The sequence below is a fragment of the Microbacterium sp. zg-YB36 genome, assembly GCF_024623575.2.
Taxonomy (GTDB): Bacteria; Actinomycetota; Actinomycetes; order Actinomycetales; family Microbacteriaceae; genus Microbacterium.
Genome location: NZ_JANJFD020000001.1, coordinates 1,273,994 through 1,298,087 on the forward strand (window position 1 = coordinate 1,273,994; position 24,094 = coordinate 1,298,087).

21 protein-coding genes and 1 tRNA gene are annotated in these 24,094 nt (G+C 69.2%); 11 read left to right on the top strand and 11 right to left on the bottom strand.

The features are described 5' to 3' along the window. Positions 1-474 precede the first annotated feature (474 nt). From NQ151_RS06525 to acs, 5 genes are all read left to right on the top strand, one after another. On the top strand, positions 475-702 hold the full coding sequence (locus tag NQ151_RS06525) for a hypothetical protein (protein WP_257527471.1): 228 nt from the start codon (positions 475-477) through the stop codon (positions 700-702). Between the two features lie 9 nt (positions 703-711). Next, entirely contained in the window at positions 712-1,137 is a 426-nt protein-coding gene (locus tag NQ151_RS06530; RefSeq protein ID WP_257527472.1) for a carbohydrate ABC transporter permease, read from the top strand. 135 nt (positions 1,138-1,272) lie between these two features. Beyond that, positions 1,273-2,859 carry an FAD-binding oxidoreductase gene (locus NQ151_RS06535; protein ID WP_257527473.1) on the top strand — a complete coding sequence of 529 codons (1,587 nt, stop codon included), beginning with the start codon at positions 1,273-1,275 and terminating at the stop codon, positions 2,857-2,859. Between the two features lie 50 nt (positions 2,860-2,909). After that, the gene (locus NQ151_RS06540) at positions 2,910-3,773 is read left to right on the top strand and encodes a fumarylacetoacetate hydrolase family protein (protein ID WP_257527841.1); all 864 of its coding nucleotides are present in this window, start codon (positions 2,910-2,912) and stop codon (positions 3,771-3,773) included. Positions 3,774-4,153: 380 nt separating this feature from the next. Further along, positions 4,154-6,124 (top strand): acetate--CoA ligase, encoded by a 1,971-nt coding sequence (acs, locus tag NQ151_RS06545; RefSeq protein WP_257527474.1) that lies wholly within the window; start codon positions 4,154-4,156, stop codon positions 6,122-6,124. A gap of 50 nt (positions 6,125-6,174) precedes the next feature. Here the strand turns inward: acs and NQ151_RS06550 are convergent, their stop codons facing one another. Both NQ151_RS06550 and sp36 read right to left on the bottom strand, forming a co-directional pair. Next, the gene (locus NQ151_RS06550) at positions 6,175-6,642 is read right to left on the bottom strand and encodes a RidA family protein (RefSeq protein ID WP_257508132.1); all 468 of its coding nucleotides are present in this window, start codon (positions 6,640-6,642) and stop codon (positions 6,175-6,177) included. 2 nt (positions 6,643-6,644) lie between these two features. Further along, positions 6,645-6,860, bottom strand: coding sequence for a Sp36 family protein (gene sp36 / locus NQ151_RS06555; protein ID WP_257508131.1), 216 nt, complete (start codon positions 6,858-6,860; stop codon positions 6,645-6,647). 108 nt (positions 6,861-6,968) lie between these two features. Here sp36 and NQ151_RS06560 point away from each other — a divergent pair, with 108 nt between their 5' ends. The 4 genes from NQ151_RS06560 (at position 6,969) to NQ151_RS06575 (ending at position 11,398) form a co-directional block, all read left to right on the top strand. Further along, complete coding sequence (locus tag NQ151_RS06560) at positions 6,969-9,518, top strand: transglycosylase domain-containing protein (RefSeq protein ID WP_257508130.1); 2,550 nt, start codon at positions 6,969-6,971, stop codon at positions 9,516-9,518. Continuing rightward, positions 9,511-10,443: a metallophosphoesterase gene (locus NQ151_RS06565; protein ID WP_257527475.1), complete on the top strand. Its 933-nt coding sequence runs from the start codon at positions 9,511-9,513 to the stop codon at positions 10,441-10,443. Before NQ151_RS06560 ends, NQ151_RS06565 begins: the two co-directional genes overlap by 8 nt. A gap of 48 nt (positions 10,444-10,491) precedes the next feature. Further along, positions 10,492-10,565: transfer RNA gene (locus NQ151_RS06570), tRNA-Pro, on the top strand. 65 nt (positions 10,566-10,630) lie between these two features. Further along, entirely contained in the window at positions 10,631-11,398 is a 768-nt protein-coding gene (locus tag NQ151_RS06575; RefSeq protein ID WP_257527476.1) for an HAD-IIB family hydrolase, read from the top strand. 268 nt (positions 11,399-11,666) lie between these two features. Here NQ151_RS06575 and NQ151_RS06580 read toward each other — a convergent pair whose 3' ends face one another. The 3 genes from NQ151_RS06580 to NQ151_RS06590 all read right to left on the bottom strand — a co-directional run bounded on the left by NQ151_RS06580 (position 11,667) and on the right by NQ151_RS06590 (position 14,372). Beyond that, entirely contained in the window at positions 11,667-12,941 is a 1,275-nt protein-coding gene (locus tag NQ151_RS06580; RefSeq protein ID WP_257527477.1) for an alpha-hydroxy acid oxidase, read from the bottom strand. A 20-nt stretch (positions 12,942-12,961) separates the two neighbouring features. Next, on the bottom strand, positions 12,962-13,660 hold the full coding sequence (locus tag NQ151_RS06585) for a FadR/GntR family transcriptional regulator (RefSeq protein ID WP_257527478.1): 699 nt from the start codon (positions 13,658-13,660) through the stop codon (positions 12,962-12,964). Positions 13,661-13,730: 70 nt separating this feature from the next. Continuing rightward, a complete protein-coding gene (locus NQ151_RS06590) occupies positions 13,731-14,372 on the bottom strand; it encodes a thymidine kinase (RefSeq protein WP_257508125.1) in 642 nt (213 codons plus the stop codon). Between the two features lie 96 nt (positions 14,373-14,468). On the opposite strand from NQ151_RS06590, the gene NQ151_RS06595 reads away from it, so the two are divergent. Both NQ151_RS06595 and NQ151_RS06600 read left to right on the top strand, forming a co-directional pair. Beyond that, positions 14,469-14,909, top strand: a complete 441-nt coding sequence (locus tag NQ151_RS06595) for a YciI family protein (RefSeq protein ID WP_257508124.1) — start codon at positions 14,469-14,471, stop codon at positions 14,907-14,909. Between the two features lie 12 nt (positions 14,910-14,921). Next, positions 14,922-16,148: an RNA polymerase sigma factor gene (locus NQ151_RS06600; RefSeq protein WP_257527479.1), complete on the top strand. Its 1,227-nt coding sequence runs from the start codon at positions 14,922-14,924 to the stop codon at positions 16,146-16,148. A 187-nt stretch (positions 16,149-16,335) separates the two neighbouring features. On the opposite strand, the gene NQ151_RS06605 is transcribed toward NQ151_RS06600, so the two are convergent. The 6 genes from NQ151_RS06605 to NQ151_RS06630 form a co-directional block, all read right to left on the bottom strand. Further along, positions 16,336-16,764: a pyrimidine dimer DNA glycosylase/endonuclease V gene (locus NQ151_RS06605; RefSeq protein ID WP_257527480.1), complete on the bottom strand. Its 429-nt coding sequence runs from the start codon at positions 16,762-16,764 to the stop codon at positions 16,336-16,338. An 8-nt stretch (positions 16,765-16,772) separates the two neighbouring features. Continuing rightward, positions 16,773-18,203 carry a malate dehydrogenase (quinone) gene (gene mqo / locus NQ151_RS06610; RefSeq protein WP_502883568.1) on the bottom strand — a complete coding sequence of 477 codons (1,431 nt, stop codon included), beginning with the start codon at positions 18,201-18,203 and terminating at the stop codon, positions 16,773-16,775. 140 nt (positions 18,204-18,343) lie between these two features. Then, complete coding sequence (locus NQ151_RS06615) at positions 18,344-19,414, bottom strand: aspartate-semialdehyde dehydrogenase (protein ID WP_257527482.1); 1,071 nt, start codon at positions 19,412-19,414, stop codon at positions 18,344-18,346. A 203-nt stretch (positions 19,415-19,617) separates the two neighbouring features. Then, positions 19,618-20,904 carry an aspartate kinase gene (locus tag NQ151_RS06620; protein WP_257527483.1) on the bottom strand — a complete coding sequence of 429 codons (1,287 nt, stop codon included), beginning with the start codon at positions 20,902-20,904 and terminating at the stop codon, positions 19,618-19,620. Between the two features lie 276 nt (positions 20,905-21,180). After that, the gene (recR, locus tag NQ151_RS06625; RefSeq protein ID WP_257508118.1) at positions 21,181-21,774 is read right to left on the bottom strand and encodes a recombination mediator RecR; all 594 of its coding nucleotides are present in this window, start codon (positions 21,772-21,774) and stop codon (positions 21,181-21,183) included. 3 nt (positions 21,775-21,777) lie between these two features. Beyond that, a complete protein-coding gene (locus tag NQ151_RS06630; RefSeq protein ID WP_257527484.1) occupies positions 21,778-24,084 on the bottom strand; it encodes a DNA polymerase III subunit gamma and tau in 2,307 nt (768 codons plus the stop codon). Between the last annotated feature and the right edge of the window lie 10 nt (positions 24,085-24,094).

The following is a 24,094-nucleotide window of genomic DNA, read 5'->3' on the forward strand; positions in this document are numbered from 1 at the left end:
GAGGACGGGCGCTGCGAATGCCGAAAGAAATCGGCTCGGATCGAGCTTACAAACACCGCACGCGCCGACCAAACGAGCGCGCCGCGTGGCGGCGGACCTCGCCCGCGCGCCGTGACAACAATTCGACAACACCCGCCGACAGCTTCGCATTATTGAGGGCGATCGCGGCCGTGGTCACGGAGCTGACACGGGGGCTGCGGACGATCTTCGTCGACCGCAGTGAGACCGCACGTCGGCCCCGCGGCCGTTTGCGACGTTCAACAGAACCGTCTCGTACACTTCTCCTGCTGTCCCAACGGGGGGCGAGGAGGGTGACGGTTCCCGCGTTTTCCGCCACTTTGATATCTTGTTGATTCTTACGATAGTTTCCCACTGAACGAAGTTGTTCACTTTCTCCGCTCGTCAAAGTAGACGGAGCAATCCGGTCGGTCGCGGCCGGGACGCTTACCCGAATCCTGCGCAAGGTGCGATCACATGACGAAAAAGAAACTTCGCTGCGCCCCCGGCATTGTCGCCGCGGCCGCTGTAACCCTGTCCCTGGCGGCGTGCTCCTCTGGCGGGACCGCTGGTGCCAGCGAGGTGCCCACCGGCGTGACGCTGACGATGTGGCACATCACCGCCGACAGCGACGCGCTGCTGAACCTCTACAAGGCGTACGAGGAGCACTCCGGCAACACCATCGAGTTACGCAGGTGGGTTTGAACCGGATCGATGCCGGGCTACGCGCTCACGATCATCGGAACCAGGCTGGGGGTGGTGGTCTTCATCGCGACGGGGTTCGTTCAGGCCCTCCCGACCAGCTATGAGGAGGCCGCGCAGATCGACGGCGCGAACCGCTGGCAGATCTACTGGCACGTCGTCCTGCCGTTGCTCGCACCTGTGCTGTTCACCGCGGCGGTGCTACTGGTGATCTCGGTATGGAACGACTTCTTCTTCGCGCTGTTCCTGCTGCAGGGGAGCGAATCGGCGACTTTGCCGCTCGCGCTGTACCAGTTCGCCAACTCGGGGACTTACGGCGTCCGGTGGAACCTCGTTTTCGCGAACGTCGTGCTCACGAGCGTGCCGCTTCTCATCGCCTACATCTTCTTGCAGCGCCGGGTCCTGGCGGGGCTGACCGAGGGCGGGGTGACCGGCTGAGCATGCGGGAGACCGGTTCGTGGGATGACCCTGCCCAAGCGGTGGGCGTCGTCAGCGCGCTCAAGTTCGTAACTGGTCAGCGTCCCCGGCGTCGATAGGGGCGAGCATGCAATCTCAGACATCTTGGAGAACACGATGACATCACCTCAGCTTCACCTCTTCCTCGACCGTGCGCGCGAAATCGTCGGCGAAGCGCACGTGTACGCGTCGGACGACGAACGGCTGGACACCCTGCGCGACCGGTTCGGCGCCTACTACGAGACCGAGCACGAGCCCCGCCCGGGCGGGGCCGTGCGCCCCGCCTCTACGGAGGAGGTGCAGGCAATCGTGCGGCTGGCCAACGAGACCGGCGTGGCGCTGTGGACGAGTTCGCGGGGCCGCAACTTCGGCTACGGCGGGCCGGCGCCGGTTCGTCGCGGGGATGTCGCGCTCAACCTGCAGCGCATGAACCGCATCCTGGAGATCGACGAGAAGCGCGCCTACGCTGTCGTGGAGCCCGGGGTGGCCACCGGTGAGCTGCTCGCAGAGATCGAGCGGCGCGGCCTGAAGCTGTGGCCGGGCACGACGTCGTCCCCGTACTCGAGCATCATCGGCAACGCGCTGGAGCGCGGGATCGGCTACGACATCATGTCCGAGCGCTTCGAGTCGTTGTGCGGGCTCGAGGTCGTCCTCGCCGACGGCACGCTGGTGCGCACCGGGTCCGGGTCGATGGACGGCTCGACCGTGTGGCACGAGAACAAGTACGGCTACGGCCCGATCGTTGATGGACTGTTCTCGCAGTCGAACTTCGGGATCGTGACGAAGGCCGGATTCTGGCTGAGCCCCGAGCCGGCGGCATTCCGCCACTCCGAGCTGTACCTCGAGGACTTCAGCCGGATGGCGGAGTTCATGGACATCCTCGGCGACCTGCGTCGGCGCCGCATCCTCGAGAATGGGGTCAGTAGCGGACCGGACTTCCCCGCCAGCGCGCCGGGTGATATGGCCCCGCCCCACGACGCTGCTCCGGCCGGCCCACCACCTCAGCGCCTGCGCTCTCGCCTCGGCTGGCACGGCCCCCGCTCCGTCATCGACGCAAAGTGGGAGGCGACGCTCGCGGCGCTCCAGGGCATCGATGGACTCACGTACGACACCGCGGTGTACGAGGCGCCCTACGACTACACGATGTGGAATGCGAACGCGCGGATGGCCGCGGGGCTTCCGACCGACCTCGAGGAACCAGACTGGGAGAACGCGCACTACGGCCTGTTCATCGCCCCGGTCATTCCGAACATTGGAGAGGCATACGTCGAGGTATGGAACCTCATCAACGAGGTGTTCGAGCGACACGGTCGCGTGGGAGGTATGCCGCCCGGGTTCCACATGCACTCCGCGCGCTCGCTCGTCGTGATCCCGCCGGTGCCGCTCAAGGGGATGCCGATGCTTCCGAACCGCGGTGCGGATATCGACAACGCGGTGTCGGTTGCGCTGGTGTCCGATCTCATTCACGAGTGCGCGCAGCGCGGCTGGACCGAGTATCGCGCCGGCACGCTGTTCATGGACCAGGTGCTCGCCGAGCAGGACTTCGCCGGCGGAACCAGGGCGGAGCTCTACGAGCGCATCAAGAATGCCCTCGACCCGAACGGCATCCTGAGCCCGGGCAAGTCCGGCATCTGGGGCAGCGCCACTCGGCCCGCCTCAGCCGCCCCTGGCGTGCGCTTCGGCGTCGCGCGGTCGGAGGACTGACATGCGCGTAGGCAACCTTGGTGGCCGCGCCGTGGTCATCGACGGCGACCGTGCCGTCGACGTCGCCGTCGCGAGCGACGGTCGCTTCGGACCGGATCCCATGGACGTGCTTGCGGCGTGGCCGGACTTCGCTTCCTGGGCGGGCTCCGCCACTCTGCCGCCAGCGAGCCGTTCGACGAGACCGGCCTGCTCGCGCCGGTGCCGCGGCCCGCGCAGGTGTTCACGCTCATGACGAACCACCCCGACGGCGCAGCGCTGCCCGGCATGAGCATCCCGGAAGAGCTCATCGTGCTGACGAAGTTCCGCTCGTCACTGACCGGCCCGTTCGAGGACGTGTCGCTCGGCGGGCCGATGGTGGACTACGAGACCGCGGTCGTGGTGGCCGTCGGCCGTGGCGGTCGGGGCATCCCGCCGACGAGGCGTGGGACCACGTGGCGGGGGTCTGCGTCGGTCAGGACCTCAGCGACCGGGACCGGATGCTGCACGCTTCCGTGCCTCAGCAGTTCAGCATGGCCAAGTCCTTCGCAGGCGCGGGTCCGTTCGGCCCGTACCTCGTTACGCCGGACGAATTCGACGACCCAGACGACATCCCCTATAGCGCCACCCTGGAAGGACCGGGGGTGGACGGGGTACTGACCGTGCAGGCGGCCTCGACCGGGGAGCTTGTGTACGGCGTTCCGGAGGTGATCGCCCGGCTGTCCGAGACGGTCGAGCTGCTGCCCGGCGACCTCATCTTCATGGGCACCCCGGGAGGCATTGGTCTGGCGCGCGGCCAGTTGCTGCGCCCGGGCGTCGTGCTCACCAGCATCCTCGATGACGTGGCCCGGATGCGGACGACGTTCAGCTCGCAGCTCGATCCCTTCCCGGTTCCGCCCCCGCCGCCCGGCGCTCCGGCCGGACCGCCACCTCGGTAAAACGAGCAGGAGGAATCAAGGCGCGCGCGCGGCACGGGGACGAACAGGGTCGACTCCCCTGCCGCGACGGAACCGACCGGTGGACTCGCCGGGCAGAAGAGTGGCGGCATCCCATGGGGGGAATGGGATGCCGCCAGGGCAACGAACACCGTCCGGGGGGAGGACGGGCGTTGCATATGCCAGAATTTGAATTCGGCTGGGCCCGAGCATACAAACCTCTACGCGCCGCACCAAATATGCGCGCCGTGTCAAAGCAGATTCGTCTCGTCGCGGCGCGCGCCACCCACTATCGGCGGTAGTGACCGCGCCGCGTCGCTGCATAGAGTGACCCGCGATGACCGAAGACCCGTCATCGCCGACCCGCAAAGGAGCGCGCCGACATGAGCAGCCAGATCGACCACCTGCTGAACGAGACCCGCCGGTTCGCTCCGGCCGAGGATTTCGCGGCCAACGCCGTGGCGACCGCCGAGCTGTACGAGCAGGCCGCGGGCGACCGGGAGGGGTTCTGGGCGACCCAGGCCCGCGAGCTGCTGCACTGGGACACCCCATTCACGCAGGTGCTCGACTGGTCGAACCCGCCGTTTGCGACCTGGTTCGCCGACGGCGAGCTGAACGTGGCATACAACTGCCTCGACCGTCACGTCGAAGCGGGCAACGGCGACCGGGTGGCGCTGTTGTGGGAGGGCGAGCCGGGCGACGAGCGCCGCGTCACGTACGCCGAGCTCACCGACGAGGTCAAACGCCTCGCCAACGTGTTCACCGACCTCGGCGTGGTCGCCGGTGACCGCGTCGCGATCTACCTGCCGATGATCCCCGAGGCGGTGGCGGCCATGCTCGCCGTCGCCCGCGTCGGCGCCGTCCACTCGGTGGTGTTCGGGGGGTTCTCCGCCGACAGCCTGCGCACCCGCATCGACGACGCCGGCGCGAAGCTCGTGATCACCGCCGACGGCGGGTACCGCAAGGGAAAGGTGTCACCGCTGAAGACCGCGGTGGATCTCGCCCTGGCCGGACGCAACGGCAGCGGCGCCCAAGAGACCGTCGAGCACGTGCTGGTGGTCCGTCGCGGCGGCAACGAGGTGGAGTGGACCGAGGGCCGCGACCTGTGGTGGCACGACGTCGTGCCCGCGGCCTCGGCCGACCACACGGCGCAGCCGTTCCCCGCCGAGAACCCGCTGTTCATCCTGTACACGTCGGGGACGACGGGTAAGCCCAAAGGCATCCTGCACACCTCTGGCGGGTACCTCACGCAGACGACCTTCACGAACAAAGTGGTGCACGACCTGCACCCCGAAACCGACGTGTTCTGGTGCACGGCCGACATCGGCTGGGTGACCGGGCACAGCTACGTCGTGTACGGGCCGCTGTCCAACGGCGCGACGCAGGTGCTTTACGAAGGCACCCCCGACATGCCGCATCCGGGCCGCTGGTGGGAGATCGTCGAGAAGTACAAGGTGTCGATCCTCTACACCGCCCCCACCGCGATCCGGTCGTTCATGAAGATCGGGCGCGAGGTGCCGCAGCGCTTCGATCTGTCATCGCTGCGGCTGCTCGGCTCGGTGGGGGAACCCATCAACCCCGAGGCGTGGATGTGGTACCGCAAGATCATCGGCGGCAAGACCACCCCGATCGTGGACACGTGGTGGCAGACCGAGACCGGCGCGATCATGATCTCGGCGCTGCCGGGAGTGACCGAGACCAAGCCGGGTTCGGCGCAGGTGGCTCTTCCCGGCATCGCGATCGACGTCGTCGACGAGGACGGCACGCACGTCGGCAACGGCAACGGCGGGTTGCTCGTGGTGACCGAGCCCTGGCCCAGCATGCTGCGCGGCATCTGGGGCGACCCGGACCGGTTCGTCGAGACCTACTGGGAGAAGTTCCGCACGCAGGGCTACTACTTCGCCGGCGACGGCGCACGCCTGGACGACGACGGCGACGTGTGGCTGATGGGCCGCGTTGACGACGTCATGAACGTGTCGGGGCACCGGCTGTCGACGACCGAGATCGAATCCGCCCTCGTCGGGAACGAGGCCGTTGCCGAAGCGGCGGTGGTCGGCGCCTCCGACGAGACGACCGGACAGGCCGTGGTGGCGTTCGTCATCATCAAGCAGAGCTACCTGTCGGCGCACTCCCCCGCCGGCTTGGCCGGCGGGCTGCGTACCTGGGTGAGCGAGCAGATCGGCCCGATCGCCCGCCCCCGCGACGTGTACATCGTGGGCGAGCTGCCCAAGACACGCTCCGGCAAGATCATGCGGCGCCTGCTGCGGGACGTGGCCGAAGGCCGCGAGGTGGGCGACACCACGACGCTGGCCGATACCGCCGTCATGAGCGTCATCAGTGCGCAGGTGCGCTGAGCGGCATCCGCCCCACCGGCATCCACTCGGGGAATGCGCGCGCCGCCGGCTCAGCCGACGATGAAGACCACCTCGACCTCGACCGGGCTGTCCAGTGGCAGCACCGGCACACCGACGGCCGAGCGGGCGTGCCGCCCGGCGTCGCCGAAGATCTCGCCCAGCACTTCGCTGGCACCGTTGATGACCCCGGGCTGGCCGGTGAATTCCGCAACGGATGCCACGAAGCCGGTGACCTTGAGCACACCGGCGATGCGGTCGACACCGCCGACGGCGTCAGCCGCGGCCGCGAGGGCGTTCAGCGCGCACTGCCGCGCGAAGATGGCGGCATCGGCGGCGGGCACGAGGCCATGGCCGTCGCCCACCTTTCCGGTCGCCGGCAGGGCGCCGGAGACCATCGGCAACTGGCCGGCGGTGTAGACGAGATCGCCGTGTACCTTCGCCGGTACATACGCGGCCACCGGCGGCACGACGGTGGGCAGGTCGATGCCGAGTTCGGCCAGGCGCTGCGTGACGCTCACGGTCACTCCTGCTCGAACTGGCGGGCCGCCTGCGCGGCGGCATCCAACCCGGCGTTGGTCGAGCCACCGCCGGTGGGGCGCTTGAGGTAGGCCACAAGCCCGCCTTCCGGGCCGGTCACCACCTGCACCAGTTCCCAGCCCTGCTTGCCCCAGTTGTTGAGGATTGCGGCGGTATTGTGGATCAACAGGGGCGTGGTGAGGTATTCCCACGTGGTCATCGCGGCTCCGGATCTGAACAGTTCGGGGGTGGTTTCGCCGATACCACAGGGCGCGACGCACGGCATCCTGTCGAGCCTTCGCCCAGGGTTCTGGCTTACGATCAGCCTATGCCCCATAAGAAACGGACGGCCAGCGGCGTGCTCGGCGGAGTGCTCGGCCTGGTCGGCTTGAGCACCGTGGCCGGCATTCTCATCACCGCAACGGTCACCCCCGCAATCGCCGTATCCGGGTATGCAGCAGGCAACGCGATCTCGATGTTCGAGAACATGCCCAGCTACCTCGAGATCGACGAACTCATGGAGCCCACCGAGATCTACGCGACCGTCGGCGACCAGCCACAGTTGCTCGCACGGTTCTACGACCAGAACCGCGTACCGCTGGAGTTCGACCAGATCAGCACCCTCGCCTACGACGCGGTGCTCTCCAGCGAGGACAAGAACTTCTACAAGCACGGCGGCGTCGACCTCGCCGGCACGATGAGCGCCCTGATCGCCAACGTGCGCGGCACCGACGACCGCGGCGGATCCTCGATCAGCCAGCAGTACGTCAAGAACATCCTCGTGCAGCGTTGTGAAATGAACGCCGCGACGGTAGACGAGAAGAACGCCTGCTACTCCGAGGCGACCAACTCCAACATCTCCGAGGGCGGACTGCAGCGCAAGCTGCAGGAGATGCGTTTCGCGATCCAGCTGGAGAAGACGTACACGAAGGACGAGATCCTTCTCGGGTACCTCAACATCGTGAACTTCGGCGGATCGAACTACGGCATCGGCGCCGCAGCGAAGTACTACTTCGGGGTGGATGCCGCGAACCTGTCGCTGGCCCAGGCCGCGACTCTCGCCGGCATGGTGCAGGAGCCCAACGGGTACCGCATCGACCGCGACAGCGAGTCCAACAACGCCGCCAACGGGTTCCAGAAGACCCTCGACCGGCGCAATTACGTGCTCACCCGCATGCTCGCGGACGGCAAGATCACCCAAGCGGAATACGACGCGGCCGTCGCTGAGCCGATCACGCCACAGATCACCCCGACCGATCAGGGCTGCCAGATGGCCGGCGGGTCGGCCTACTTCTGCGACTATGTGCGCACGATCATCGAGAACGATCCGGTCTTCGGAGAAACGCCCGACGAACGCAAGGCGATGCTGCGCCAGGGCGGGTTGCGCGTCTACACGACGCTGGATCTGGATCTGCAGCTCGCGGCTGAAGAGGCCCTGTCGATCGTTCCGGCCACGATGACCGGCATCGAGCTCGGCTCCACCGGCGTACAGATCGAAGTCGGCACCGGCCGCGTGCTGTCGATGGCGCAGAACACGCTGTACTCGCAATCCAGCGACCAGCTGGCCGATCCGGCGTACTCCGCGATCAACTTCAACACCCGCAAGGTCAACGGCGGCTCCAACGGCTTCAACGTCGGCTCGACCTACAAGGTGTTCACGCTGCTGGACTGGCTGGAGAAGGGCCACTCCATCAACGAGACCCTCAACGGCACGGTGCGCAACTTCAAGATCGACCGCGGCTGCGACGGCGGCGTGCAGACCGTCGTCGGTGCGGACATCGGCAACTTCGAGGGGTCGCGCGGCTACACCAGCAGCCCGTTCAAGTTCACCGCCGACTCGCTCAACACCGGATTCTTCGCGATGGCCGAGAAGCTCAACGTCTGCGAGATCAACCAGCTTGCCGACCGCATGGGCGTGACCCTCGCCGATGGCACCAAGACATACGAGGCCGGCAACGCGCCGTACGACATCCTCGGCTCGATGAACATCGCGCCGATCGACATGGCGGGCGTCTACGCCACCATCGCCTCGGGCGGCACGTATTGCGAGCCGAAGGCGATCGACCGGATCACCGACTCCGCCGGGGCCGAACTGCCCATCCCCCAGAGGACCTGCACCCGCGTGCTCGACCAGTCGGTGGCCGCCACTGCGGCCTACACGCTGGCGAACGTGCTGAGCAACGGATCGGCGGTCGCTTCGCGCACCTACGACGGTGTGCCGGTGATCGGCAAGACCGGCATCCACCAGCAGTTCCAGACCTGGATGGACGGCAGCTCGACCAAGGTCGCCACGGTCGTCTGGGTCGGCAACGTGATCGGTGAGTCCCAGCTGCACCGTCTTTACGCCAACGGCTACGCACTATGGCGCATGCGGCACGCGATCTGGCCCGACATGCAGCGCGCCGCGAACGCCAAGTACGGCGGCGACGCGTTCCCCGCGCCCGACAACAACCTGACCCGCCGCGTCTACGTGGACCTGCCGAACGTCATCGGCATGGGCGTCGATGATGCCACCAGGACTCTGGAGGATGCCGGCTTCAACGTCGATGTGACCGAGCCAGTGGACGGGGTCCAGCCCGCCGGAACCATCACGGTGCAAAATCCCGGTGCCGGGCGCGTGACCAGCGGTACCACCATCGTGATCAGTCCCAGCAACGGCCAGGGCGTGGCTGTGCCCACCGTGGCCGGAATGGACATGGACAAGGCCGTCGACGCGCTGCGCAGCGCCGGGTTCTCTTCCATCACACCGTGCACCGACGGCGGTGGAGGCGGCGGCCCGGGCAACGACGATGATGACGATCGCTCCGTCACCGGCACCGACCCCGCGGCCGGCACCGTGACCGGCCGCAGCGCGACCATCACGCTCGTCTGTGGCTGACCGCGCCCGAGCACCGCGCGCCGCTCTCACCGCCCTCGCGGCGGTGGGAGCGGTGGGCGCGGGCGCCGCGATCTGGGGCATCGGCATCGAGCGGCACCTGTACACACTGCGCCGTCACGAGCTCCCCGTGCTCGCCCCCGGCTCGCGGCCGCTGCGCATCCTCCATATCTCGGATGCGCATATGGCGCCGTGGCAGGGCCGCAAGCAGCGATGGATCGCCTCGCTCGCCGAACTTGAGCCCGACCTGGTGGTCAACACCGGCGACAACCTCGGGCACGTCGACGGCATCCGCGGCATCCGCATCGCCCTCGCACCGTTCGCCGGGATCCCCGGCGTGTTCGTACACGGCTCCAACGACCTCGTCGCCCCGTCGCCGCGCAACCCGCTGCGGTACTTCAGCGGACCTTCGCAGCGCCGCCGCAAGACCACGCGGCTCGACACCGGCGCGCTGGACAGGTTCCTCACCGACGATCTCGGCTGGGCGGATCTGAACAACAAGGCGACGACGGTGGATGCCGGCGGGTTGCGCGTCCGTGCGTATGGCGTCAGCGACGCCCACCGCGATTGGGACGACCTCGACGCGATGGCGGCCGCCCTCTCCCCCGTCCCCGCCGGCGACCTCGAGCTGGGCGTCACGCATGCCCCGTACCGGCGCATCCTGGACGACTTCACCGCGCGCGGGGCCGATCTGGTGCTGGCCGGTCACACCCACGGCGGACAGGTGCGCATCCCCGGGTCACCCTCGGCCCTCGTGGCGAACTGCGACATCCCGCTCCACCAGGCGCGGGGACTGAGCACCTGGACCAGCGGCGGCAGTACCGTGCCGCTGAACGTCAGTGCCGGCATCGGACACTCCATCTACGCCCCGGTGCGTTTCGGGTGCGCGCCCGAAGCGACGCTGCTGACGCTGGTCCCGCGTTCGTGACCCGGTTCGGAGCACACCCGCACATCGGGTAGGCTGGATGGGTTGCCACGGGGTGTGGCGCAGCTTGGTAGCGCGCGTCGTTCGGGACGACGAGGCCGCAGGTTCAAATCCTGTCACCCCGACATCAGAAGGGCTCCGCCGCAAGGTGGGGCCCTTCGTTCAAGAAGCGTTCGACAGGAGCAGCCCGATGCCGACCCCCCGCCTCATCGCGTTCGACCTGGACGACACGCTCGCTCCGTCCAAGAGCGCGATCGACCCCGTGATCGGCGAGCTGCTGGTCGCACTGGCCGAGCGCGTCGAGGTGGCGATCATCTCCGGCGGACAGCTGCAGCAGTTCCAGGTGCAGGTCGTGGACAACCTGCCGGCGGCATCCGCCGCGGTGCTGGCCTCGCTGCACCTCATGCCCACCTGCGGTACCCAGTACTACCGACTCACCGACGCCGGCGTCGAGACGGTGTACGCCCACCGGCTGACCGACGACGAGAAGGTCCGTGCCCTCGCCGCCGTCGAGGGTGAGGCGCGTCGACTGGGGCTGTGGGAGAGCGAGACCTGGGGTGACATCCTCGAGGACCGCGGCTCGCAGATCACGTTCTCGGCGCTCGGCCAGACGGCACCGCTCGCGGTGAAGGTCGCGTGGGACCCCACCGGGGCGAAGAAAAACGCCCTGCGCGAGGCCGTGGCCGCGCGCATCCCCGACCTCGAGGTGCGATCGGGCGGGTCGACGTCGGTGGACATCACCCACCGCGGCATCGACAAGGCCTACGGCATGCGTCAGCTGTCCGAGCAGACCGGCATCGCCCTGGATGACATGCTGTTCGTGGGCGACCGCCTCGACCCCGACGGCAATGACTACCCGGTGCTGGCCATGGGCGTGGCCTGCCAGGCCGTCGAGGGCTGGGAGGACACCGCCGCCTTCCTGACGACCCTGATCCCCACCCTCCCCGTCCGGGTCTGACCCAGACCTCCCAGCGCGTCCTGGGGGCCCTGCGGGGCGCATGCGAGCGTCTCTGGTTCAGTCGTCACAAACGCCCCGGCATCCGGCGCCGCAGGGACATTCGAGACGACCGAAGGAGATGATGGCGCGGCGCGCGCGGCGGCGAACCGTTCAGTCGTCGCAAACGCCCCAGCATCCGGCGCCGCAGGGACATACGCGACGGCTGAAGCGAAGCAACGCAAGAACGGCCCCCACGCGGAGGGCCGTTCTTGCATTCGGGGGTGCGGGGTCAGTCCTGCATCGCCGCCATGGCGCGCGCGGCGTCGGTGGGCTGCGCCACCGGCGTCAAGCGCTGCAGCTGCGTGACGTGGCGCGGCTCCAGCTCTTCCAGGCTCGACACGCCCAGCAGCGTCATGGTCCGCTCGATCTCGGTGCGGAGGATCTCGATCGCACGGTCGACACCTGCCCGGCCGCCGGCCATCAGGCCGTAGAGGTACGCGCGACCGATGAGGGTGAACTTCGCCCCCAGGGCGACGGATGCCACGATGTCGGCACCGTTCATGATGCCGGTGTCGATCATGACGGTGGCATCCTTGCCCACCTCACGCACGACGTGCGGCAGCAGGTGGAACGGGATCGGCGCCCGGTCCAGCTGACGTCCACCGTGGTTGGACAGGATGATGCCGTCGACACCGAGGTCGATGAGGCGCTTGCTGTCGGCGACGTTCTGCACGCCCTTGATGACGATCTTGCCGGGCCAGATGCTGCGGATGTACTCGAGGTCCTCGTAGCTGATGGTCGGGTCCATCGCGGCGTTGAGCAGCTCGCCCACGGTGCCGCCGGTGGTCGACAGTGACGCGAACTCGAGCTTCGGGGTGGTGAGGAAGTCGATCCACCACCACGGCCGCGGCAGCGCGTTGATGATCGTGCCGACGGTCAGCTGCGGCGGGATCGAGAACCCGTTGCGCTTGTCGCGCAAGCGGGCACCGGCGATGGGGGTGTCGACGGTGAACATGAGGGTGTCGAACCCGGCCGCGGCGGCACGCTTGACCAGACCGTACGAGATGTCGCGGTCGCGCATGACGTACAGCTGGAACCAGTTGCGCCCGCTCGGGTTGGCGGCGACGACCTGCTCGATCGAGGCGGTGCCGAGGGTCGACAGCGTGAAGGGGATGCCGGCGGCGGCCGCGGCGCCGGCGCCAGCGGTCTCGCCCTCGGTCTGCATGAGGCGGGTGAAGCCGGTCGGCGCGATGCCGAACGGCATCGCGGAGCGGCCGCCGAGGATCTCCACCGAGGTGTCTACGTGCGCGGCGGGGCGCAGGATGTCGGGGTGGAACTCGATGTCCTCGAACGCCTGGCGGGCGCGTGCGAGCGACAGCTCGCCCTCGGCGGCGCCGTCGGTGTAGTCGAAGGCGGCCTTGGGGGTGCGGCGGTGGGCGATCTTCTGCAGATCGGCGATCGTCAGGGCGCCGTCGAGGCGACGCTTGGTGGCGTTGAACTGCGGCTTTTTGAACTGCATCAGCTCGAGCAGCTCTGCTGGCTTGGGAAGTTGGCGCTGGACCATTTTGGGGTGACCTCTCGCGATCAGTGGGTGTAGTAGCCGGCAATGTGTAGAGGCACGAGGGCACGCGCGCGCTCGACGTCGCCTGCCTCGATCGCTTCGAGGATGGCGTGGTGCTCATCGCGAAGGCGCTGCGACTCCGTGCCCCAGTCCTCGATGTGGCGGGCGATCTGCGCGGTGTAGCCCTGGATCGACGAGCGCAGTCCGGCCATCGTGGCCGCCACGACGGTGTTTCCGGATGCCGCGGCGAGGGCGTAGTGGAACTGGGCGTCCAGCGCGAGGAAGTCCTCCGGGGGCAGCGGCTCGGCATCCATCGCGTCGATGGTGGCGCGCGCGACGGCGAGGTCGGTGTCCGACTGCGCGGCGAGCGTGCCGACGATCCACTCCTCGACGAACAGGCGGGTGGCCACGACGTCTTCGATGGGGAAGCCCTGTGCGGCCACCTGCAGCCGCAGCAGCGCCGACATCCCACCGGTGGGGGACGAGATGACGATCGCGCCGGCGGAGGGCCCGGAGCCGGTCCCGGTGCGGATGAGTCCCATCACCTCGAGCACTCGCAGCGCCTCACGGACGCTGGAGCGGCCGACGCCGAGCTGCGCGACGAGGTCTCGTTCGGAGGGAAGCCTGTCCCCCGGGCCGAGGCGACCCTCGATCAGGTCGGTCTCGATCTTGTCGAGCACGACCTTCCAGGCGCGCGCGGGCGCTGGTGCGGTGTCCGTCATTGGCACGGTCCCCTTCGTTGGTGGTCCGACCACGATAATCGATGTGGTCAGACCATGCAACCCCCGGGCGTCACCCGTCGAGACGGCCCCCGGATTCCCGCAGGTAGCACTCCGCGCACATCGACTCGTAGGTGACGCGATCGGCGGTGAGTTCGTCGATGGCCACCTGGTCACCGTCGAAGACGAACCGGCCGCCGACGAGCCGGGCGTTGAAGAGCGCCTTACGCCCGCACCGGCAGATGGTCTTGAGCTCCTCGAGCGAGTGGGCAAGTTCCATCAGCCGCGCCGAACCCGGGAACGCGTTGGTGCGGAAGTCGGTGCGGATGCCGTAGGCGAGCACCGGCACCCCGTCCATCACGACGATGCGCAGCAGATCGTCCACCTGCTCGCGCGTGAGGAACTGCGCCTCGTCCACGAGCAGACATGCCACGTCGGTGGGCGCCTCGGGGAGCAGTTCGTCGGCCGCGCCGGCGCGCACCTGCTCCCGGTGTTCGCGGAACAGCGACCGCAGATCGGCATCCGGAGCGATGAGGAAGTCAACCGGACGGGTCATCCCCAGACGACTGGCGACCTCGCCGGCACCCTTCGTGTCGATCGCGGGCTTGGCCAGCAGCACGCGCTGACCGCGTTCTTCGTAGTTGTAGGCCGCCTGCAGCAGAGCCGTCGACTTGCCGGAGTTCATCGCTCCGTAGCGGAAGTACAGTTTGGCCACCCGTGGATTCTACGTGCGATGTCGATTCCCGCGGTCGCCGTTCGACGCGATAGTAGAGGGCGACAACGAGCCCCATCGAGACGAAGGAACGCGAAGATGTCGAAATACATGCTGGTCATGCGCAACAGCGGCTCCGAGCAGAGTTACGAAGACATGGACGTCGAGGCTGTGATCAACGCCATGGGCGCCTACAACGAGTCCATGATCAAGGCCGGGGTGCTCCTCGGCGGCGATGGGCTGACGGATGCCGCGCAGGGCGCGGTGGTCGAATTCACCGACGACGCCCCGATCGTCACCGACGGCCCCTATGGCGAGACGCACGAGCTGTTCAACGGCTTCTGGATCATCCAGGCCTCCACCCGGGAGGAAGCCGTGGAGTGGGCCAAGCGCGCTCCCCTGGGACCGGGAAACAAGATCGAAGTGCGCCGCGTCACCGACGACTCGGACTTCGCCGACTACCAGGACAACGAGTACGTGAAGAAGGAGAAGGGCTGGCGCGACGAACTCGGTCTCAGCGTGGGCGCCGACACCCCCTGACGCCGTGCCCTCATGACCGACCACATCCACCGCACAGTCGACGCCGTCTGGCGTATCGAGAGCGCGCGCATCATCGCGACGCTCGCGAAGGTGACAGGCGACGTCGGGCTGGCGGAGGATCTCGCCCAGGAGGCGTTGGTCGAAGCGATCGAGCAGTGGCCGGATGCCGGCATCCCCCGCAATCCCGGGGCATGGCTGACCGCCGTCGCCAAACGTCGCGCGATCGACCGGTGGCGGCGGCGCAGCGCGCTGGATGAGCGCTACCGCGCGATCGCACACGACCTGTCGGCGACCACGGCCGACGAGTGGGAGCCGATCGACGACGACATGCTGCGGCTGGTGTTCACCGCCTGCCACCCGGTGCTGTCGCGGGAATCGCAGGTGGCCCTGACGCTGCGGGTCGTGGGCGGACTGTCGACGCAGGAGATCGCGCGGACGCTGCTGGTGCCGGTGCCCACCGTGCAGGCGCGCATCACGCGGGCCAAGAAGACCCTCGCTGCCGCGCACGTCCCGTTCGAGACCCCCGACCCCGCCGACTGGCGGGAGCGACTGGGCGGCGTGCTCGGGGTGATCTACCTGATCTTCACCGAGGGGTACGCCGCCACCAGCGGCGACCGCTGGATGCGCGAGGAGCTCGCCGAGGAGGCGCTGCGGCTCGGCCGGGTCCTCAGCGGCCTGTTGCCGCGGGAGCCGGAGGTATGGGGCCTGGTCGCGCTGATGGAGCTGCAGTCGTCGCGGTTCGCCGCGCGCACCGCGCGCGACGGCACGCCGGTGCTGCTGGCCGACCAGGATCGCACGCTGTGGGACCGCAGGCAGATCGCGCGGGGGCGCGGGGCGCTGGCGCAGACCGATGGCCGGGGCGGGCGGGGTCCGTACGCGCTGCAGGCGGCGATCGCGCTGTGCCACGCGGTGGCGCCGAGCGTCGAGTCGACCGACTGGGACCGCATCGTGCTGCTGTACGAGGCCCTCGGGCGCATCGCGCCGAGCCCCGTGGTGGACCTCAACCGTGCCGTGGCGGTGTCGATGGCCACGGGCCCCGCGACCGCCCTGCGGATCGTGGACCGGCTGCAGGCCGACGGTGCGCTGCGCGGCTCGCACCTGCTGCCGAGCGTCCGCGGCGAACTGCTGCGCCGGCTCGGCCGCGTCGACGAGGCACGGTCGGAGCTGCTCACGGCGGCGGCGCTGGCCGCGAACGACCGCGAGGCCGCGGTGCTGCGCGGCAAGGCCGCCGCGCTGTGATTCGTCCCTCCCCTCTCCTCCCCACGCCCCGGTTTGGGGCGCGTAACGGGCACCGAACCCCGCGATCCCCCGGTTCGGGGCGCGTATCGGGCACCGAACCCCGCAATCCCCCGGTTTGGGGCGCGTAACGGGCGCCGAACCCCGCAATCCCCCGGTTCGGGGCGCGTAACCGGCGCCGAACCCCGCGCTACGGCCGCTCCCACGTCTCGATCGGCCCGGCCACCACCGTGAACGACGGGCCGGCGGCCGGCGCGTCGGCGGGCAGCCGCTCGAGCCACTCCGGCGATCGTTCGGTGACCTTGCGGCGCAGGTGCTCCAGTTCGAACGCCAGCTGGCCCTCGGTCACCGGGATCGCCGGATTCGCGGCATCCGCGCACCGGATGCGTGTCACATCGAACCGGTAGCCGCGTGAGGTCGCCTCGGCCTGCAGGCTCCCCAGGAAGTGTCCGATTGCGCCCTCCGGGTCGGGCTGGGCACGAAAGCGCTCCAACTGCGGATGCCGCGTGTAACCGCGCGTGGCCCCCACGAGCACCGCCTGCGCCAGCAGCCCTTCGCGCCAGCCGGCGACGAGGGCTGCCCGGTCCAGCAGCGCCGGGTGCAGGGACCAGAGCCGCATGCGGCTCGCTAGGGGTGGATGCCGAGGGCAGCGGCCGTGGCGGCCATCGACGCCCGCGCGGCATCCGGTCGGGCGTTGAGCGTCTCGCCGTAGCTGGGGATCAACTCCCGCAGCCGCGGCTCCCACTCGTCGACACGGTCGGGGAAGCAGTCCTTCAGCAGGCCGAGCATGATCGACGCCGCCGTCGAGGCCCCGGGTGAGGCGCCCAGCAGGCCCGCGATCGAGCCGTCCGCGGCCGCGATCACTTCGGTGCCGAACTGCAGCACACCGCCCTTGTCGGGATCCTTCTTCATCACCTGGGCACGCTGGCCGGCCTGGATGAGCTCCCAGTCGGCATCCTTGGCCGTCGGCACGAAGTCGCGCAGGCTGTCGACCTTCTTCGCGTGGTTCTTGGCCAGCTCCCCCACGAGGTAGGTCAGCAGCGACGGGTTGTCGATGGCGACCTTGATCATCGGGAAGAGGTTGCCCGGGCGCACCTGGGTGATGATGTCCAGGAACGAGCCGGTCTTGAGGAACTTGGGACTGAACGTGGCGAACGGCCCGAACAGCAGCGATGCCTCACCGTCGACGACGCGGGTATCGAGGTGGGGCACCGACATGGGAGGGGCGCCGACGGATGCCTGCGAGTACACCTTCGCCTTGTGCTTGGCCACGACAGCGGGGTTCGAGGTCTTGAGGAACTGCCCGCCGATGGGGAACACGCCGTAGCCGGATGCCTCGGGGATCCCGGAGCGCTGCAGCAGCTTGAGTGCCCAGCCGCCGGCGCCGACGAAGACGAAGCGGGCGTTGATGCTTCCGGGCGTGCGGCCGATGGTGTTGCGGAACGACACCTTCCAGGTGCCATCCTTCTGCTTCTTCAGACGCTTCACCTCGCGGTTGGTGACGACCTCGACGCCCTGCTCCTTCAGGTGGGCGAACATCTGCCGGGTGAGCGCCCCGAAGTCGATGTCGGTACCGGCCGGCACGCGCGTGGCCGCGAACGGTTCGCCCTTGCGGCGGTGCTCCATCAGCAGCGGTGCCCACTGGTGGATGACGCGGGAGTCCTCGCTGTACTGGATGCCCTCGAACAGCGGCTGTCCCTTGAGCGCCTCGTAGCGCTTCTTGAGGTACGCGACGTCCTTCTCCCCGCGGACGAAGGTCATGTGCGGGGTCTCGTTGATGAACGTCGACGGATCATCCAGGATGCCGCGTTCGACCAGCGACGCCCACAGCTGCCGACTCTGCTGGAACTGCTCGTTGATGGCGATCGCCTTGGCGGGATCGACGGAGCCGTCCTTGCCCTCGGGCATGTAGTTCAGCTCGCAGAGGGCGGCGTGTCCGGTGCCTGCGTTGTTCCAGGCGTTGGAGCTTTCCAGCGCCACATCGCCCAGCCGTTCGTAGACGACGATCTTCCAGTCTGGCTGGAGTTCTTTGAGGAGGGTGCCCAGGGTGGCGCTCATAATTCCGCCCCCGACCAGCACGGCATCGTACGTCTCGATCACGATGAGCCAGTCTAGTTGGCCTTGCGAGGGGCACCGGACCGCGCGGCATCCAGCATTCGCCGCCGCATGCCGCCGCGTGCCGGCGCGTGCGGTGTGCGTCAGGCGGTGACGCCGAGGCGCGCGGCGACGATCTCGGCGATCTGCACGGCGTTGAGGGCGGCGCCCTTTCGCAGGTTGTCGTTGCTGATGAACAGCACCAGACCCTTGCCCTCGGGGGCGGACTGGTCCGCGCGGATGCGGCCGACGAAGGCCGGATCCTTGCCCGCCGCCTGCAGCGGCGTGGGGACTTCTTCGAGGACGACACCGGGGGCGGATGCCAGGATCTCGCGGGCCCGCTCCGGCGTGATGTCGCGGGCGAACTCGGCGTGGATCGACAGCGAGTGGCCGGTGAACACGGGCACGCGCACGCACGTGCCGGCGACGCGGAGGTCCGGCAGCTCGAGGATCTTGCGGCTCTCGTTGCGCAGCTTCTTCTCTTCGTCGGTCTCGTTGAGGCCGTCGTCGACGATGGAGCCGGCAAGCGGGATCACGTCGAACGCGATGGGGGCGATGTACTTCTCCGGCTGCGGGAAGTCGACGGCCGAGCCGTCGTGCACGAGGCGCAGCGTGTCGCCCTGCGCGAGGACGCCCTCGACCTGGCCGAGCAGTTCTTCGGCGCCGGCGATGCCCGAGCCCGACACCGCCTGGTAGGTGCTGATGATGAGCCGCTCCAGGCCCGCCTCGGCGTCGAGGGGCTTGAGCGCCGGCATCGCGGCCATGGTCGTGCAGTTGGGGTTGGCGATGATGCCCTTGGTCGCCTCGGCGATGGCGTGCGGGTTGACCTCGCTCACTACGAGCGGCACGTCGGGGTCCATGCGCCAGGCGCTGGAGTTGTCGATGACCACGGCGCCGGCCGCGGCGAACCGGGGGGCGTGCGCGCGGGAGCCGGTGGCGCCGGCGGAGAACAGGGCGATGTCGATGCCGGCGGGGTCGGCGGTGGCGACGTCTTCGATGATCACGGTGTGGCCGCCGAACTCCACGGCCGTGCCGGCGGACCGGCTGGTGGCCAGCAGCCGCAGCTCGCTGATCGGGAAGGCCCGCTCGGCCAGGATGTCGCGCATGACCGTGCCGACCTGGCCGGTGGCGCCCACGACGGCGACGGTGAGTCCTGAATCGGAGATGCGGGTCATGGTGGATCCTTGCGTGGCGCCGGGGTGCGGGGTGCGGTCGTGCCCGAGTGGGCGGTGCCGCGATTCTACCCGGTGGGGTCGGGCAGGGGGCGGTCGGAGGCATCCGTCACCAGCGCAGGCGAACTCCCGGGAACAGGACGATTCCAGCCGGAACGTCCTGTGTCGGTGAGTCTTCCTGTGGTGGGGAGAGGATGGATGCCGCGTCAGCGCCCGGTGCCGGCGTGCACGACGGCTTCGCCGTCGCCGTCGAGGCCGTATGCGGTGTGCACGACGCGTGCCGCGGCGGCCAGGTCGTCGCCCCGGACGACGACCGAGATGCGGATCTCCGAGGTGGAGATCATCTCGATGTTGATGCCCGCCGTGCTCAGCGCCTCGAACAGCGTCGCCGAAACCCCGGAGTGCGTGCGCATGCCGGCGCCGACGACCGAGAGCTTGCCGATCTGGTCGTCGTGCACGAGGTTCTCGAACCCGATGTCGGCCTGGTCAGCGGCAAGGGCACGCAGCGCGGTGGCGGCGTCGCTCTTGGGTAGCGTGAAGGAGATATCGGTGCGACCGGTGGTGGCCGCCGACACGTTCTGCACGATCATGTCGACGTTGGCGCCGGACCGGGCGACGACCTTGAAGATCTCGGCGGCCTTGCCAGGCACGTCGGGAACGCCGGTGACGGTGACCTTGGCCTGCCCGAGGTCGGTTGCGACTCCCGCGACGATCGGCTCTTCCATCTCTGCTCCCTCTTCGCTGTCCGGCATGCTCATCCCGGGCGCAAGCACATAGGTGCCGACGCCCGACGAGAACGTCGACCTTGCGTGGATCATGACGCCGTGGCGGCGGGCGTATTCCACCGCACGGATATACAGCACCTTGGCGCCGTTGGCGGCCATCTCGAGCATCTCTTCGCTGCTGACGACGCTGAGCTTCTGGGCCTTGGGCACCACGCGCGGATCGGCGGTGAAGACGCCCTCGACGTCGCTGTAGATCTCGCACACGTCGGCGTTGAGCGCAGCGGCGAGGGCGACGGCGGTGGTGTCGGAGCCGCCGCGGCCGAGCGTGGTGATGTCGCGGGTGTCGCGGTTGAACCCCTGGAACCCGGCGACGATGACGATCGCGCCCTCGTCGAGCGCTTCCCGCAGCCGCACCGGGGTCACATCGACGATGCGGGCCGCGCCGTGCGTGGCATCCGTGATCATGCCCGCCTGGCTGCCGGTGAACGAGCGCGCCTCGAACCCCATCGAATGGATCGCCATCGCCAGCAGCGCCATCGAGATGCGCTCACCGCTGGAGAGCAGCATGTCCAGCTCGCGGGGTGCCGGCATGGGGGCGACCTCGTGGGCGAGGTCGAGCAGTTCGTCGGTGGTGTCGCCCATCGCGCTGACGGCGACGACCACTTCGTGGCCGGCGCGGCGCGCGTCGACGATGCGCTTGGCGACGCGCTTGATGCTCTCCGCGTCGGCGACCGATGAGCCGCCGTACTTCTGCACGATCAACGCCATAGGGAAAGCTCCAAGGGATGGTGGCGCACGCGCGCCCGACGCTCCATTCTATGGATCCCGCCATTCCCGCTCTGCCATGTGACGGCGCCCGGGCGTCGCGAGCGTAGGAGATGTAGCGACGGTAGGACCGATCACCGCGGAAACGTCCTACGCCGGGCACATCTCCTACGCTCGGCACGCGGCGGGCGCGGCATCCGGCGACGATGGATGCCGGCGACTAGGACTCGACGGCGTAGAGCAGCCATCCCCGGGCGCCGATGTGGCGCCCGGTGTGGTTCACATCGAGCGGCGACCCTCGAACGCGCGCCCCAGGGTCACCTCATCGGCGTACTCGAGGTCTCCGCCGACGGGCAAGCCCGATGCGAGACGGGTGACGCTGATCTCCAGCGTGTGCAGCAGGCGACTGAGGTAGGTCGCGGTGGCCTCGCCCTCGAGGTTGGGGTTCGTGGCCAGGATCACCTCCTGCACGGTGCCGTCTGCCAGGCGTTGCATGAGCTGCGTGATGCGCAGGTCGTCGGGTCCGATGCCGGCGATGGGGCTGATCGAGCCGCCGAGCACGTGGTAGAGCCCGCGGAACTCGCGGGTGCGCTCGATGGCCGACACATCCTTGGCATCCTCGACGACGCAGATGAGGGTGGGATCGCGCCGCGGGTCGCGGCAGATGCCGCACCGGTTCTGCTCGGAGACGTTGCCGCAGACCTCGCAGAAGCGCACCCGCTCGCGGATATCGCTCAGCAGCGACGCCAGCCGCGCGACGTCGAAGTTGGGGGTCTGCAGGATGTGGAAGGTGATGCGCTGGGCAGACTTCGGACCGATGCCGGGCAGGCGCCCGAACTCGTCGATCAGATCCTGGACGATGCCGTCGTACATGGCTTAGTTGAACCTCGTCGGCGGGGTGTACGGCTCTTCGCGCACGAAAGTGGCGCCGAGCATCTGGCGCACGACCGGCTCGCCGTAGCGCTCCACTCCCCCGCGCGTCGCGATCGGACGGCTCGTGACGACCACCGGCGGCACGGGCACGTCGACGGGGACATCGGGGACGTCCGGCTCGTCGTCTTCGGGCTCCGGGGGCGCGACGACATCCGCCGGCAGCACGTCACCCTCGCGCACCGGCGCGAGTGTGGCCACGCGTGCTCGGGCGGCGGCATCTTCGGGCTCGTCGTCGACGGCGAACTGGGCGGGAGCCACCGGCACGGTGGGGTCGTCGGCGGGAATAGCCGCGACCGCCCACTGCGTGACGGGCGCCGACGCGGATGCCGGTGCGGGTGCGGCCGGACCGGCGGACGGGACCCGCGAGCCACCGGAGCCCCCACCGTCGCGGGGACCGCTCGGGGCGGGTCCGGATCCTTCGGGGCCGGCCGACGGCGGACCCGGCGGAACGGCGCCGGCGGGCGGCGGCGTGGGGTCGGTGTCGTGGCGGGCGATGTACTTCACGCGGATGCCGAGCACCTGCTGGATCACGCCGCGCAGGTCTTCACTGGGCCCCTGGCCCGCCTGCAGCTTCTTGAACGCCGTGACGTCGGCCTGGCTCTGGAACGCCAGCGTCAGCACGTCGTCGTCGAACGCGGCGACGCGGGCGACAGTGGCCACCAGCCACGACGTGCGGCTGACGTTCTCGAGGCGCTTGAGGATCTCGGGCCACGCGTCGCGGACGTGTGCGTAGGTGATGGGGCCGGCCGGGACCACGGGGGCATCGGCGGCCGCCGCGTCGGGTCCGGGGTCGGGCACGGTCGGGTCGGGACCGTGCTCCTCTTCGTCGTACGGCGGCGCCTCGGAGGGATCGGCGGGTGCCGTGTCGGTGAGGGGAGCAGCGGATGCCGCTGCGGACGTCGCCGGCGGTGCGGCGGCCGGCGGCGCGGCGGGCGCAGCGGCGGCAGCAGGAGCAGCGGCGGAAGCCGCAGCGGCGGCAGGGGCAGGCGCTGCAGCAGGCGCGACCGGGCGCTCCTGCCGAGGCGCAGGCGCGGCCGCAGGCGCCGCAGTCGGCGCCGCCACGCCAGGCGCAGCGACAGGCGCAGCCGCGGTGGGAGCCGCGACACCCGCACCCACAGGCGCACGCCCGGCGGGCGGGGTCTGCGCCAGCACGCGCGCGACCAGCAGTTCCAGCTGCAGCCGCGGCGACGTCGCCCCGGTCATGTCGTCGAGGGCCGCGACCACCAGGTCGGCGGTGCGAGACAGGCGCTCGGTGCCGAAGACACCGGCCTGCCGGCCCATGCGCTCGAGCGCGTCTTCCGGGACGCCGCGCAGCACTCCGGCGGCGCCGTCCCCGGTGGCGGCCACCACGATCAGGTCGCGCAGGCGCTCGAGCAGGTCGTCGACGAAACGACGCGGGTCCTGGCCGGTCTGGATGACGCGGTCGACGGCGGCAAAGGCACCGGCGGCGTCACCGGAACCGAAGGCCTCCACGACTTCGTCCAGCAGTTCGGCGTGGGTGTAACCCAGCAGCGCCACGGCGCGCTCGTAACGCACGCGCACGGCGCCGTTCTCTGCGGCATCCGACCCGGCGATCAGCTGGTCCAGCAGCGACAGGGTGTCACGCGGCGACCCGCCACCGGCCCGGACGACCAGCGGCAGCACGCCGGTTTCGACTTCCACGCCCTCCTGCGTGCACAGCTCCTGCACGTAGTCGAGCATCGGCCCGGGCGGGACGAGCCGGAACGGATAGTGGTGGGTGCGCGAGCGGATCGTGCCGATGACCTTTTCGGGCTCGGTGGTCGCGAAGATGAACTTGATGTGGTCCGGCGGCTCTTCGACGAGCTTGAGCAGCGCGTTGAAGCCCTGCGGCGTCACCATGTGCGCCTCGTCGAGGATGAAGATCTTGAACCGGTCGCGGGCGGGCGCGAAGATCGCGCGCTCGCGCAGGTCGCGCGCGTCGTCGACGCCGTTGTGGGATGCCGCATCGATCTCGACCACATCGAGCGAACCGCCGCCGCCGCGGCCGAGTTCGACGCAGCTCGGGCAGGTGCCGCACGGGGTGTCGGTCGGTCCCTGGGCGCAGTTGAGGCAGCGGGCGAGGATGCGCGCCGACGTGGTCTTGCCGCAGCCGCGCGGGCCGGAGAACAGATACGCGTGCCCGATGCGGTCACTGCGCAGTGCGGTCATAAGCGGGTCGGTGACCTGGGACTGCCCGATCATCTCGCCGAACGCCTCGGGACGGTAGCGGCGATAGAGGGCGGTGGTCACTTCACTAGCC